We start from the raw sequence: 12,180 nt of genomic DNA on the forward strand, positions 1-12,180 counted from the left end.
CGAGCCTAGGCCTTCAGGTGACCCCACTCGGCGAGGAACTCCTCGACGCTCATCCGATCGAGGTCGGCGCGGATCTGCCTGAGCAGCTCGTCGGCCTCCATGAGCGATCCGGCCCCGGTTCGGATGACCGGGGCCCCCGTCCCGGTGCGCACGACCACCAGTTCGGCGACCGACGGCCCGCCGAGGCTCATCGCCTCGCCGGCGACGAGCAGCACCGTGTGCACGGCCCTGCGGATGCCGCGCAGGCGTCGCGGTCGCAGCTCGGCGCTCAGGTGCAGGCTGGCCGGTTCTGCGGCGCCTTGCCCGCCCGGCCCGGAGTCGTGGCCGCTCACCGCGAGAACGCCCCACCGGGCCCGGGCTGCGCACCGCGTCGGCGGTACTGCGCCGAGCGCACGCTGACCGCGACCCCCGAGGCGACGATCGCGATGCCCGAGCCGAGCAGCACCGCGAGCGTGCCCTCGTCGGCGACCTCGGGCAGGCCGACGAACGCGAGCTCGTTCATGAGCAGCGACACAGTGAAGCCGATGCCGCCGAGAGTGCCGACGACGAGCAGGTCGCCGAGCGTGAGCGGGGTGCCCGATCTGCGCCGGGCCACGAGCCCGCCGATGCCGCCGGCGATGACGATGCCGACGATCTTGCCGACCGGCAGCCCGACGAGGATGCCCCAGAACGCCGGGTCGAGTTCGCTCGGGCTCACCTGCGGCACGGCGACCATCGCCGCCGAGAAGGCGAACAGCGGCAGGATGACCCCGTTCGACCACGGTTCGAGCGCGTGCACGGCGCGGCCGCCCGGGCGACGCGCCATCACGAGTCCGAGGGCGACGCCCGCGATCGTGGCGTGCACACCCGAGGTGTAGACGAAGTACCACGCGAGCACGCCGAGCACGACGAGCAGCAGCACGATGGGCCACTGCGGGCGGCGCGCGAGGATCCAGGCGGAGCGCGGCTTCATGAGGCGGCTGACCGCGCCGAACAGGGCGATCGCGATGCCGGCGAAGCCGATCGAGGCGAGGTCGGCGTCGCTCGTGAAGAAGAACGCGATGATGAGGATCGCGATGAGGTCGTCGAGCACCGCGAGTGCGAGGAGGAAGACGCGCACGCGCGTCGGGATCCAGGTGCCGAACACGGCGAGCACGCCGAGGGCGAAGGCGATGTCGGTCGCGGTGGGGATGGGCCAGCCGTCGACGGTGGGGGTGCCGGCCGTGAAGCCGAAGTAGATCAGGGCGGGCACGACCACGCCGCCGACCGCGGCGATCGCGGGCAGGAGGGCCTTCGAGAGGCTGTTGAGCTCGCCGATGACGAGCTCGCGCTTGAGCTCGACGGCGACGATGAAGAAGAAGATCGCGAGCAGCCCGTCGCTGATCCAGTGGCCGACCGAGAGGTCGAGCCCGATCCACGACAGGTCGAGGTGCGCGTTCTTGGCCTCGAGCAGCGCGGGGCCCGCGGCCGTGTTGGCGAGCAGCAGGCCGAGCGCGGCGGCGATGAGGAGGAGGCCTGCGGCCCATCGCTCGGAGCGGAGGAAGTTCATGGGACTCCTGTTCGGAAGTCGCGTGCGCGTGCAGGCCGGAGGCGGTGCGGCGTCGCTGGAGGGACGGTGACGACGGTCTCCCGCCGGCCGACCAGACTTCCCGGCACTCCGCGATCGAGTCTACTGGGCGGGCGGCGGGAGCACCTCGGGACGCGCCTACGCTTGACCGGTGACCCTCTCGCTCTGGGCGACGCTCCTCGCCGCGTGCTTCGTGATCAGCTTCACCCCGGGCGCGGGAGCGATCAACACGATGGGCAACTCGCTGAGCCACGGGTTCCGGCGGTCGATCTGGGGCATCCTCGGCCAGCAGGCCGCGCTCGTCGTGCACATCCTCATCGTCGCCGCGGGCGTCGGCGTCCTGGTCGCGAACTCGCCCGTCGCCTTCGAGGTCATCCGTTACGCGGGCGCCGCCTACCTCGTCTACCTCGGCATCCGGCAGCTGCTCGCGAAGCCGCAGGCGGCCGACGAGGCAGAAGGCGACGCGGATGCTCCGCAGTCGGCGCCGCCCGCCGCGACCGAGTCGCGCTGGTCGATGTTCCGCAGGGGACTCTGGGTGAACCTCCTGAATCCGAAGGCGATCGTGTTCTTCCTCGCCTTCCTGCCGCAGTTCATCCGGCCCGACCAGCCGCTGCTGCCGCAGTACCTCGTCGTCGGGGCGACGGTCATCGTGGTCGACGTGATCGTCATGTGGGGATTCTTCGCGCTCGCCGCGCACGGCATGCGCCGCTTCACCCGCTCGGTGCGCGGGCAGCGCATCGTGAACACGGCGTTCGGCGTGCTGTTCATCGGCGTGGGGCTGCTGCTCGCGCTCGTGCACTGAACGGCGCCTAGGCTGCCGGTATGAGTGCACCCCACCCCGGACTCGACGAACTCGTCGCCACCGTCGCCCTGCTGCGCGCCCCCGGCGGGTGCCCGTGGGACGCCGAGCAGACCCACGAATCACTCGTGCAGTACCTCGTCGAAGAGTGCTGGGAGCTGATCGACGCGATCGAGGCGGGCGACCGGGCCGAGATGCTCGAAGAGCTCGGCGACGTGCTCTACCAGGTGCTCTTCCACGCCGACATCGCCGCCCACACGGGCGATGAGCGCTTCGACATCGACGACGTCGCCCGTCACATGACGGCCAAGATGGTGTCGCGGCATCCGCACGTCTTCGGCGACCGCGAGGCTGAGACCGCCGACGACGTCGTCGCCTTCTGGGAGGACCTGAAGGCCGACGAGAAGCCGCACCGCACGAGCGTGCTCGACGGGGTGCCCCGCGGCATGCCGGCGCTCGCGCTGGCACGCAAGGTGCTCGGCAAGGCCGAGAAGGCCGGCGTCGCCGCGCAGGATGCCCCGTGGCCGGCCCCGCCCGAGCCGTCGTCGGTCGCCGCACCCGGCACCGAGGAGGAGCTCGGACGGCAACTGTTCGGGCTCGTGGCCGCGGCGCGCGAGCAGGGACTCGACGCCGAACGCGCCCTCCGTGCCGCGGTACGCGAGTTCGAGGGCGAGGTGCGTCGAACCGAGCAGGCGCGGGCGGCCGAGCAGCCCAGGCCGGTCGAGTAGCGAAGCGTATCGAGACCCCGCACGCCCCGCTCAGGCGATGCGGCTGCCCGCCGCGAGACGCCTGGCCGGCACCTCGGTGCAGCGCCACGCCCACGCGAGCGCGCCCGCGCCGAGCAGCACGTGGATCGAGAGCCCCACGAACCACGACGGCACCGAGCGCTCGTAGACCTCCTGGGGCGTCTCAGAGTCGGTTTCGCCGCCGCCGTACCCGTAGGGGCCGTACTTCTCCCAGTCGGCGCACTCGTCGTAGACCGGCTCGAGGTCGGGCGCGTGCTGCGCCTGGCGCACGCCGACCGCGATCCAGCCGAACAGGTCGCGCGGCGAACCGTGCTCGTCGAAGGTGCCCGGCGAGGCATCCGCGACGACGACGTAGGGGTTCGCCGCGAGGAAGCCCCACACGTAGTCCCACCGTGGTGTCGGGTACTCGTTGACGACCGGCGCCAGGCACGGCACCTCGCCGCCGTCGGGCGCCAGCCCGTTCTCGTCGAGCTGCTCGTAGTCGACGGCGATGTACGTCTGGTGCACGGTCGACTGCAGTGCCGCACCGCCGAGCGCGAAGGCGATGAGCGTGCCGATCGAGAGCGCCGCGACGACGAGGTAGGTCACGACGACCGAGAACAGCGGGCGCGTGATCACCCCCGACAGGCCGACGCCGATCGCGGCGATCACGCCGACCTCGACGGCGAGCACGAGCAGCGACACCGCGATCGTCGACGCCGAGACCTCGCCCAGCACGACCCCGAACGCGAGGAACGGCACCGAGGCGGCGAGGAACGCGAGGGCCGTGATCCAGGCCGCGAGCCACTTGCCGAGCACGAGCTGCGCGGTCGTCACGAGCGTCACCTGGGTGGTCGCGAGCGTGCCGGCCTCGCGCTCGCCGTTGATCGCGTTGCCCGAGAGTGCGGGGGAGACGAGGGTGCCGAGCAGCAGCACGAAGAACACCACGGTCGAGAAGACGGCGCCGCCGCCCGAGTCCCACGCGTTCGTCGCGATGACGACGAGGGTCGTGACGATCGTCACGAGCAGCACGAAGACGCCGAGCAGCACGTACCAGGCGACGCCGCGCACGCGCTGCTTGAGGTCGAGGGCGACGATGAGCCACATGCCCTGGAGGAACCCGGTCATGCGTCGCCCCCTGCCCGGTTGAGATCGTGGAAGACGTGTTCGAGATCGCCGACCGCCGGTGCGAACGACGAGACCGGCACGCCGGTGCCGATCAGGTGGGCGAGCAGCTGCGCCGCGTCCTGCTCGCTCGCGAGCGGCACCACCGCGCCGAGACGGTCGACGACCGCGACCTCGCCGAACCCCGCAGCGCCGAGGGCGGCGACGAGACGTTCGGCGTCGAGCGATCGGATCCGCCAGTGCCTCGCCGCCCGGCCGGCACGAGCGACGTCCTCGGGCGCGGCGGTCGCCCCGGCCGCGAGGTAGACCGCCGAGTCGGCCATCTCCTCGAGCTCGGCGAGCACGTGGCTCGAGACGAGGATCGTCTTGCCCTCGCCCGCGAGCCGGCGCACGAGCTCGCGGAGCTCGGCGCGCGCGGCGGGGTCGAGGCCCGAGGCGGGCTCGTCGAGCAGCAGCACCTCGGGGTCGTGCACGAGGGCGCGGGCGAGGCTCAGGCGCTGCTTCTGCCCGCGCGAGAGCACCCGCGTCGCCTGCTCGGCGAGCGGGGCGAGGTCGACGAGCTCGATGAGCTCCTGCGCACGAGCGGATGCCTCGTCGGCACCCATCCCGTACATGCGGGCGCTCGTCGCGAGCGCGACCCGCACGCTGAGCGTCGGCCACGAGCCGAGCACGTCGGGCATCCAGCCCATGCGCCGTCGCACCTGGTGCGGTTCGGTGACGGGGTCGTAGCCGGCGATGCGGATGGTGCCCGAGTCGGGCGCGAGCAGGGACGCGAGCATGAGCAGCAGCGTCGTCTTGCCCGCGCCGTTCGGACCGATGAGGCCCGCGACGCTGCCCCGAGCGACTTCGAAGCTCGCATCACGCACCGCGTGCACCTCGCCGAACGACCGGGCGACGCCCGCGACCGTGATGCCCGCCATCGTGCCTCCTCGTGCGCGGGGTCGTCCCGCACAACTGGAAGAATGGCACGCATGGCCGCTTCCGTCACTCCTCCGCGCGGCATGCGCGACTTCCTCCCCGCCGAGAAGGCCCGCCGCGAGCACGCCCTCGGCGTGATCCGCGGGGTCTACGCGGCGCACGGCTTCGACGAGATCGAGACGCCCGTGATGGAGGACTCGAGCCGCCTGCACGCCGGACTCGGCGGCGACAACGAGAAGCTCGCCTTCGCCGTCATGAAGCGCGGCCTCACGGCCGACGACCTCGCGCGCGCCGCGGCTTCCGGCGATGCACTCGCGCTCGCCGATCTCGGCCTGCGTTACGACCTCACCGTGCCGCTCGCGCGCTTCTACGCGACGCACCGTGCAGCCCTGCCGCCCGTGTTCCGCTCGATCCAGATCGCGCCGGTGTGGCGCGCCGAGCGCCCGCAGAAGGGCCGCTACCGCCAGTTCGTGCAGTGCGACATCGACGTCATCGGCGAGGCCGGGCAGCTCGCCGAGCTCGAACTGCTGACCGCGACCGTCGCGACGCTCGACGCGCTCGGACTCACCGGCTGCACGATCCGCCTCAACGACCGGCGCATCCTGCAGGGCATCCTCGCGTCCTGGGGTGTGCCCGACGAACTGCGCGAGCGCGCCCTCATCACCGTCGACAAGCTCGACAAGATCGGGGTCGCGGGCGTCGCCGCCGAACTCGTCGAGATCGGCGCGGTGGCGGCCGAGGTCGAGGTCGCGAGCGCGCTCGAGGGGCTCACGAGCGCCGACTGGCACCTGCACGACGGCATCGCCCCGCCGCCGGCGTGGCTCGACGAAGCCGCCTACGCCGACCTCCTCGCGCTGCGCGTCGCGCTGCCCGGCGCCGCGATCGAGTTCGACCCGACGCTCGTGCGCGGCATGGGCTACTACACGGGCACGATCTTCGAGATCGCGCACCCCGAGTTCGGCTACTCGCTCGGCGGCGGCGGCCGCTACGACGGCATGATCGGGCGCTTCCTCGGCCAGGACGTGCCGGCCTGCGGCTTCTCGATCGGCTTCGAGCGCATCGTCGACCTGCTCGAGGTCGACGACGACGCGCGCCCGCGCGCGGTCGTGCTCGTCTACGACGGGGAGGTCGCGCAGGCGCCACTGCTCGCCCTCAAGGCCGAGCTCGTGGCATCCGGCACCCGCGTTCGCCTCGAACGCCGCGTGAAGAACCTGCGCGCCCTGCTCGACCGCGTGACCGCCGACGGATTCGACGCCTTCGCCACGGTGACCGCTGCGACGACCGACGCCGCTTCCCTCGAGTTCCGCGAGCTCGGCGCGTAGCCGGGGCGCGATGTCACGCGCAAGCGCGAGGCATCCTCGACCTCTAGACTCGGGAGCGGATCACGACGGAGTCGTCCACCCAGTCACCCCACCACACGAGGAGTCCACTGTGGCATTCATCGAAGCTGTAGGCGCGCGCGAGATCCTGGATTCGCGCGGCAACCCGACCGTCGAGGTCGAGGTGCTGCTCGACGACGGCACCCTCGCCCGCGCGGCCGTGCCCTCGGGCGCTTCCACCGGTGCCTTCGAGGCCTACGAGCTGCGCGACGGCGACGCCGACCGCTACCTCGGCAAGGGCGTGCAGAAGGCCGTCGACGCCGTGCTCGACCAGCTCGGCCCGGCCATCGAAGACCTCGACGCGAGCGACCAGCGCCTCGTCGACGCGGCCCTCATCGAGGCCGACGGCACCGACAACAAGAGCGCCCTCGGCGCGAACGCCATCCTCGGCGTCTCGCTCGCCGTCGCGAAGGCCGCCGCCGACGCGGCCGACCTGCCGCTGTTCCGCTACCTCGGCGGCCCGAACGCGCACGTGCTGCCCGTGCCGATGATGAACATCATCAACGGCGGCGCGCACGCCGACACCGGCGTCGACATCCAGGAGTTCATGGTGCTGCCGGTCGGCGCGCCGACCTACTCCGAGGGCCTCCGCTGGGGCGTCGAGACCTACCACGCGCTGAAGAGCCTGCTGAAGTCGAAGGGCCTCTCGACGGGCCTCGGCGACGAGGGCGGCTTCGCCCCCGACTTCGCCTCGAACCGCGATGCGCTCGACTTCATCTCCGAGGCGGTGCAGAAGGCCGGCTTCACCCTCGGCACGGACATCGCGCTCGGCCTCGACGTCGCGGCGACCGAGTTCTTCGAGAACGGCGTCTACCGCTTCGAGGGACAGGACCGCACCTCGGCCGAGATGAGCGCGTACTACGCCGAGCTCGCCGCCGCGTACCCGCTGATCTCGATCGAAGACCCGCTGGCCGAAGACGACTGGGAGGGCTGGACGGCCCTCACGGCCGAGCTCGGCCAGAAGCTGCAGCTCGTCGGCGACGACCTGTTCGTCACGAACCCGAAGCGCCTCGCCGACGGCATCGCCAAGCACGCGGGCAACTCGATCCTCGTGAAGGTCAACCAGATCGGCACCCTGACCGAGACGCTCGACGCCGTGTCGCTCGCGCAGCGCTCGGGCTACACCGCGGTGCTCTCGCACCGTTCGGGCGAGACCGAGGACACGACGATCGCCGACCTCGCGGTCGCGACCAACTGCGGTCAGATCAAGACGGGCGCGCCCGCCCGCTCGGAGCGCGTCGCCAAGTACAATCAGCTTCTGAGGATCGAAGAAGAGCTCGGTGAGGCCGCGGTGTACGCCGGTCGCACGGCGTTCCCGCGCTTCACGGCGTGACAGCGTAGCTGATCAGCGACGGGGGCGGCCGGGTGGCCGCCCCCGTCGTCGTCTGCCGGGCAGGCCGGGAGGAGGGGCGATGAAGGACGATTCCGCCCGCAACCCCCGGCGCCCCGCCGATCCGGCCGGCGCGCGCACGCCGCGCTCGCGCGCCCCGCGCAATCAGGCGGCGGATGCCTCGGCGCCGGCCTCGTCAGCGAAGGGCGCCGCCGGGTCGAAGGCCGCGAACGCGAAGGCACCGGGGGAGAAGGCCGCGAAGGCGAGCCCTGCGAAGCCCGCCGGCACTCGTCCCGCGACCGCGGGCCGGGCCAAGCCGGCCAGGTCGCCCAGGCCCGCCAGATCGGCCAAGCCGGCCGGTTCCGCCGTGGGCGGATCGACGGACGCCGTGCGTGCGGGGTGGCTCAGTGGCATCCGTTTCTCAGGTTTCTCGCTCATCATGCTGGGAGTGCTCGTGCTCGCGGTCGTGGTGCTCGCACCGACGATCGCGGCGTTCGCGCAGCAGCGCGCGCAGCTCGCCGAGTTGCGCGCCGCGGTCGCCGCGCAGGAGACCGAGGTCCAGCGCCTGCGCGACGAGCGCGAGCGCTGGAACGACGAGACGTTCATCGTCACGCAGGCGCGTGAACGTCTGTACTACGTGATGCCGGGCGAGGTGAGCTACCTCGTCATCGACGACCGCAGCGAGGCCGCGAAGGCGGACGACGCCGCAGCGGTCTCGGCCGAAGTGACCGAATCGAAGGGCGATTGGATGCGCACCCTGCTCGACTCCGTGATGACCGCGGGGCTGGCCCCCGAGGCGGGCGAACCGGCGGCGCCGGCGAACGACGCCCCGGCGACCCCGGATGCGGAGGGCACGCGATGACCCGGCCCCCGTTCGACGAGGTGACCGAGCGCGATCTCGCCATCGTGTCGGCGCAGCTCGGTCGCCCGGCCCGCAACGTCGTCGGCATCGCCGCGCGCTGCGTCTGCGGTGCGCCGACGGTCGTCGCGACCTCGCCGCGCCTCGCCGACGGCACGCCGTTCCCGACGTTCTACTACCTCTCGCACCCGGGTGCGACGGCCGCGATGTCGTTCCTCGAGGCGGCCCAGCTGATGGTCGAGTGCACCGAGCTGCTCGCGAGCGACGACGACGTGCGCGCCGCGTACGAGCAGGCGCACCGCGAGTACCTCGCCGATCGCGCCCGGTTCGGCGCGGTGCCCGAGGTCGACGGCATCTCGGCAGGCGGCATGCCGACGCGGGTGAAGTGCCTGCACGCGCTCGCCGCCCAGTCGCTCGCGGCGGGGCCGGGCCTGAACCCCATCGGCGACCTCGCCCTCGAGCGGTCGAGCTGGTCGCCCGATGTCTGCCGATGCCCCGACTACGGAGTCGACGCGGAATGACCCGCCGGGGCCGCCTCGCAACGACGCTCGCGAAGACCGCGACCGCCGCCGTCGCGGCTGCCGCGGTGCTGCTCGGCGGCGCCATGCCGGCGCACGCCGACACGGTGCGCGACTACGAGTACTGGCTCGGCGACTACGGCTTCACGACCGCGTGGAACACCACGAAGGGCAAGGGCGTCACCGTCGCGATCATCGACACCGGGGTGAACGGCAACGTCACCGAACTGCGCGGCGCCGTCACCGGCGGCACGGATGTCTCGGGCCTCGGCACCCCCGACGGGCAGACGCCGGTCGGCGACCCCGACGAGAGCGGGCACGGCACGATGGTCGCGTCGCTGCTCGCCGGCCGGGGCACGGGTGAGGGCAACGGCGTCATCGGCGTCGCGCCCGAGGCCGAACTGCTGACGGTGTCGGTCGCATTCGGGCAGGACACCGGGGCCGAGAAGACGAACGACGAGCAGATCGCCGAGGGCGTGAAGTGGGCCGTCGACAACGGCGCGGACGTCATCAACATGTCGCTCACCCGCAACACCCGCGACTGGCCCGAGAGCTGGGACGAGGCGTTCATGTACGCCTTCGAGCACGACGTCGTCGTGGTCGCCGCGGCGGGCAACCGGGGCAGCGGCACGACCGAGGTCGGCGCGCCGGCGACGATTCCCGGCGTGCTCGCGGTCGCGGGCGTCGACAAGGAGAAGAACGCGAGCCTCGACGCGAGCTCGCAGGGCATCACGCTCGGCGTCGCCGCGCCGAGCGAGGACCTCGTCGGCGTCAGGCCCGACGGCCGCGTCGTCATCTGGGACGGCACGAGCGCCGCGACCCCGCTCGTCTCGGGACTCGTGGCGCTCGTGCGCGCCGAGTACCCCGAGCTCGACGCGGCGAACGTCATCAACCGGGTCATCCGCACCGCCGACCCCAACGGGCACGAGGTGCCGAGCCCGCTCTACGGCTTCGGGCTGATCGACCCCGTCCCGGCGCTCGAAGCCGAGGTCGAGGAGATCGAGGCGAATCCGCTCGGCAGCCTCGAGGAATGGATCACCCTGCACCGGCGCGCCTCCTCCACGACGCAGCCGACCGACTCGCCCGAATCCGAGATCGTGCCCATCGCCGACCCTCCGCCACCGGCAGACGAGGGCACGGCCACACTGCTGCCGACACCGTGGACGCTGGCCTACATCACGGTGCCGCTCTCGCTCGTCGCAGGATTTGGTACGCTAGCAGCGCTGTTGGGCATCGGCGCCACTCGGCATACCAGGCGGACTGTCCGCACTCGCGAGCAGTGATCGCACGCATCAGGCCGCATCACCAGATACTGAGGAGTCCATTCACCGTGCCCAAGATTCTCATCGTCGGCGGTGGCTATGCGGGGTTCTACACGGCGTGGAAGCTCGAGAAGTGGCTGCGAGCCGGCGAGGCCGAGGTGACGGTCGTCGACCCGCTGCCGTACATGACCTACCAGCCGTTCCTGCCCGAGGTCGCGGCGGGTTCGATCGAGGCCCGCCACGCGGTCACCTCGCAGCGTCGCCACCTGAAGAAGACCAGCGTCATCACGGCGAAGGTCACGAAGATCGACCACGCCTCGAAGACCGCGACGATCACCCCCGAGCTCGGTGAGCCGTGGGAGTTCGAGTACGACGTCGTCGTCGTCACCGGCGGTGCCGTCTCGCGCACCTTCCCGATCCCCGGCATCGCCGACAACGCGATCGGCCTGAAGACCATCGAAGAGGCCGTCGCGATCCGCGACCGACTCGTCTCGAACTTCGACAGGGCGGCGAGCCTGCCCGCCGGACCGGAGCGCGAGCGACTGCTCACCGTCACGGTCGTCGGCGGCGGCTTCGCCGGCATCGAGGTGTTCGCCGAGCTTCGCTCGTTCGCGAGCTCGCTGCTCGAGTACTACCCCCAGCTGACCTTCGACGAGACGCACTTCCACCTCATCGAGGCCATGGGCCGCATCATGCCCGAGGTCTCGCTCGAGACGAGCCACTGGGTCATCAAGCACCTCGCGCAGCGCGGTGCCGAGATCCACCTCGACACGCAGCTCACGAGCGCGCAGGACGGCAGGATCGAGCTGTCGACGGGCGAGAGCTTCGAGTCCGACCTCATCGTCTGGACCGCCGGCGTCATGGCGAACCCGGCGATCGTTCGCACGAGCGACCTCCCCGTCGAGGAGCGCGGCCGCATCAAGACCCGCGCCGACCTCCGGGTGGGCGACGACGAGGAGTTCATCGCCGACGCGTGGGCGGCCGGCGACATCTCGGCCGTGCCCGACCTCTCGGGCGGCGGCGTCGGCGGCTACTGCGTGCCGAACGCCCAGCACGCGGTGCGTCAGGGCAAGCTGCTCGCGAAGAACATCGTCGCGGTGCTCCGCGGCGAGGAGCCCAAGCAGTACTTCCACAAGAACCTCGGCGCGGTCGCCGGCCTCGGCATCGGCTCGGGCGTGTTCCAGTCGGGCAAGCTCGCGATCAAGGGCCTGCTGGCCTGGTTCGCGCACCGCGGCTACCACGGCCTCGCGATGCCCAGCTGGGAGCGAAAGTTCCGCGTGTTCTGGGGCTGGTGGAACAACTTCTGGCTCGGCCGCGACATCGTCGCGCTCGAGGCGGTGCAGAATCCGCGCGCCCAGTTCGAGCTCTTCGCGGCTCGTCCGAAGCCTCCGGCAGCCGAGGCGCCTGCCCCGGCCGCACCGGCAGCGGCGAAGGCCGCCAAGCCGGCTGAGAAGGAGCCCGTCGCCGCCAAGTAGCGAACGGCCCCTGACTAAGCTGAGACGCGGCGTCGCCCTTCGGGGCGGCGCCGCGTTCCGCGTCTCCCGGGCGCGCACGCTCCCGTAGCCCAATCGGCAGAGGCAGGCGGCTTAAACCCGCTCGAGTCTGGGTTCGAATCCCAGCGGGAGCACCGGCGGCGCGATACACCCGAATGAGGTGATGCGCTGCGGCCCGGTGGGGGTCTATTGTCGAGGCACTACGGCGCGACCGTCACGCCGCGGA

Annotated in this window: 12 protein-coding genes and 1 tRNA gene; 9 read left to right on the plus strand and 4 right to left on the minus strand. The window is 71.7% G+C overall.

The window, feature by feature from the left end:
• Window positions 1-5: 5 nt before the first annotated feature.
• Entirely contained in the window at window positions 6-332 is a 327-nt protein-coding gene (locus tag GQQ93_RS13145) for a hypothetical protein (protein ID WP_157424693.1), read from the minus strand.
• Entirely contained in the window at window positions 329-1,528 is a 1,200-nt protein-coding gene (locus GQQ93_RS13150; protein ID WP_157424694.1) for a Na+/H+ antiporter NhaA, read from the minus strand. The genes GQQ93_RS13145 and GQQ93_RS13150 overlap by 4 nt, the downstream gene beginning before the upstream one ends.
• Window positions 1,529-1,697: 169 nt before the next feature.
• On the opposite strand from GQQ93_RS13150, the gene GQQ93_RS13155 reads away from it, so the two are divergent.
• Together GQQ93_RS13155 and GQQ93_RS13160 are read left to right on the plus strand one after the other, a co-directional pair.
• A complete protein-coding gene (locus tag GQQ93_RS13155) occupies window positions 1,698-2,348 on the plus strand; it encodes a LysE family transporter (protein WP_157424695.1) in 651 nt (216 codons plus the stop codon).
• A 20-nt stretch (window positions 2,349-2,368) separates the two neighbouring features.
• Window positions 2,369-3,073, plus strand: coding sequence for a nucleoside triphosphate pyrophosphohydrolase (locus tag GQQ93_RS13160; RefSeq protein ID WP_157424696.1), 705 nt, complete (start codon window positions 2,369-2,371; stop codon window positions 3,071-3,073).
• 30 nt (window positions 3,074-3,103) lie between these two features.
• Here GQQ93_RS13160 and GQQ93_RS13165 read toward each other — a convergent pair whose 3' ends face one another.
• Both GQQ93_RS13165 and GQQ93_RS13170 read right to left on the minus strand, forming a co-directional pair.
• Window positions 3,104-4,198, minus strand: a complete 1,095-nt coding sequence (locus tag GQQ93_RS13165; RefSeq protein ID WP_157424697.1) for an ABC transporter permease — start codon at window positions 4,196-4,198, stop codon at window positions 3,104-3,106.
• A complete protein-coding gene (locus GQQ93_RS13170) occupies window positions 4,195-5,115 on the minus strand; it encodes an ABC transporter ATP-binding protein (RefSeq protein WP_157424698.1) in 921 nt (306 codons plus the stop codon). Before GQQ93_RS13170 ends, GQQ93_RS13165 begins: the two co-directional genes overlap by 4 nt.
• A gap of 51 nt (window positions 5,116-5,166) precedes the next feature.
• On the opposite strand from GQQ93_RS13170, the gene hisS reads away from it, so the two are divergent.
• The 7 genes from hisS to GQQ93_RS13205 all read left to right on the plus strand — a co-directional run bounded on the left by hisS (window position 5,167) and on the right by GQQ93_RS13205 (window position 12,088).
• Window positions 5,167-6,435 carry a histidine--tRNA ligase gene (gene hisS / locus GQQ93_RS13175; RefSeq protein ID WP_157424699.1) on the plus strand — a complete coding sequence of 423 codons (1,269 nt, stop codon included), beginning with the start codon at window positions 5,167-5,169 and terminating at the stop codon, window positions 6,433-6,435.
• A 109-nt stretch (window positions 6,436-6,544) separates the two neighbouring features.
• Complete coding sequence (gene eno / locus GQQ93_RS13180; RefSeq protein WP_157424700.1) at window positions 6,545-7,825, plus strand: phosphopyruvate hydratase; 1,281 nt, start codon at window positions 6,545-6,547, stop codon at window positions 7,823-7,825.
• Between the two features lie 79 nt (window positions 7,826-7,904).
• A complete protein-coding gene (locus GQQ93_RS18115) occupies window positions 7,905-8,684 on the plus strand; it encodes an FtsB family cell division protein (protein WP_246192320.1) in 780 nt (259 codons plus the stop codon).
• Entirely contained in the window at window positions 8,681-9,202 is a 522-nt protein-coding gene (locus tag GQQ93_RS13190; RefSeq protein ID WP_157424701.1) for a DUF501 domain-containing protein, read from the plus strand. Before GQQ93_RS18115 ends, GQQ93_RS13190 begins: the two co-directional genes overlap by 4 nt.
• Window positions 9,199-10,482 (plus strand): S8 family serine peptidase, encoded by a 1,284-nt coding sequence (locus tag GQQ93_RS13195; RefSeq protein ID WP_157424702.1) that lies wholly within the window; start codon window positions 9,199-9,201, stop codon window positions 10,480-10,482. Before GQQ93_RS13190 ends, GQQ93_RS13195 begins: the two co-directional genes overlap by 4 nt.
• Window positions 10,483-10,529: 47 nt before the next feature.
• Window positions 10,530-11,936, plus strand: a complete 1,407-nt coding sequence (locus tag GQQ93_RS13200; protein ID WP_157424703.1) for an NAD(P)/FAD-dependent oxidoreductase — start codon at window positions 10,530-10,532, stop codon at window positions 11,934-11,936.
• Window positions 11,937-12,014: 78 nt separating this feature from the next.
• Window positions 12,015-12,088, plus strand: a tRNA-Leu gene (locus GQQ93_RS13205).
• The last annotated feature ends 92 nt before the right edge of the window (window positions 12,089-12,180 follow it).

The sequence above is a fragment of the Agromyces lapidis genome (assembly GCF_009749405.1).
Taxonomy (GTDB): domain Bacteria; phylum Actinomycetota; class Actinomycetes; order Actinomycetales; family Microbacteriaceae; genus Agromyces; species Agromyces lapidis.

What these genes read in the sequence shown, in the direction of transcription:
- GQQ93_RS13195 (WP_157424702.1), top strand. Translation starts at nt 9,199, where the DNA reads ATGACCCGCCGGGGCCGCCTCGCAACGACGCTCGCGAAGACCGCGACC.
- GQQ93_RS13160 (WP_157424696.1), top strand. Translation starts at nt 2,369, where the DNA reads ATGAGTGCACCCCACCCCGGACTCGACGAACTCGTCGCCACCGTCGCC.
- hisS (WP_157424699.1), top strand. Translation starts at nt 5,167, where the DNA reads ATGGCCGCTTCCGTCACTCCTCCGCGCGGCATGCGCGACTTCCTCCCC.
- GQQ93_RS13150 (WP_157424694.1), bottom strand. Translation starts at nt 1,528, where the DNA reads ATGAACTTCCTCCGCTCCGAGCGATGGGCCGCAGGCCTCCTCCTCATC.
- GQQ93_RS18115 (WP_246192320.1), top strand. Translation starts at nt 7,905, where the DNA reads ATGAAGGACGATTCCGCCCGCAACCCCCGGCGCCCCGCCGATCCGGCC.
- GQQ93_RS13165 (WP_157424697.1), bottom strand. Translation starts at nt 4,198, where the DNA reads ATGACCGGGTTCCTCCAGGGCATGTGGCTCATCGTCGCCCTCGACCTC.
- GQQ93_RS13170 (WP_157424698.1), bottom strand. Translation starts at nt 5,115, where the DNA reads ATGGCGGGCATCACGGTCGCGGGCGTCGCCCGGTCGTTCGGCGAGGTG.
- GQQ93_RS13190 (WP_157424701.1), top strand. Translation starts at nt 8,681, where the DNA reads ATGACCCGGCCCCCGTTCGACGAGGTGACCGAGCGCGATCTCGCCATC.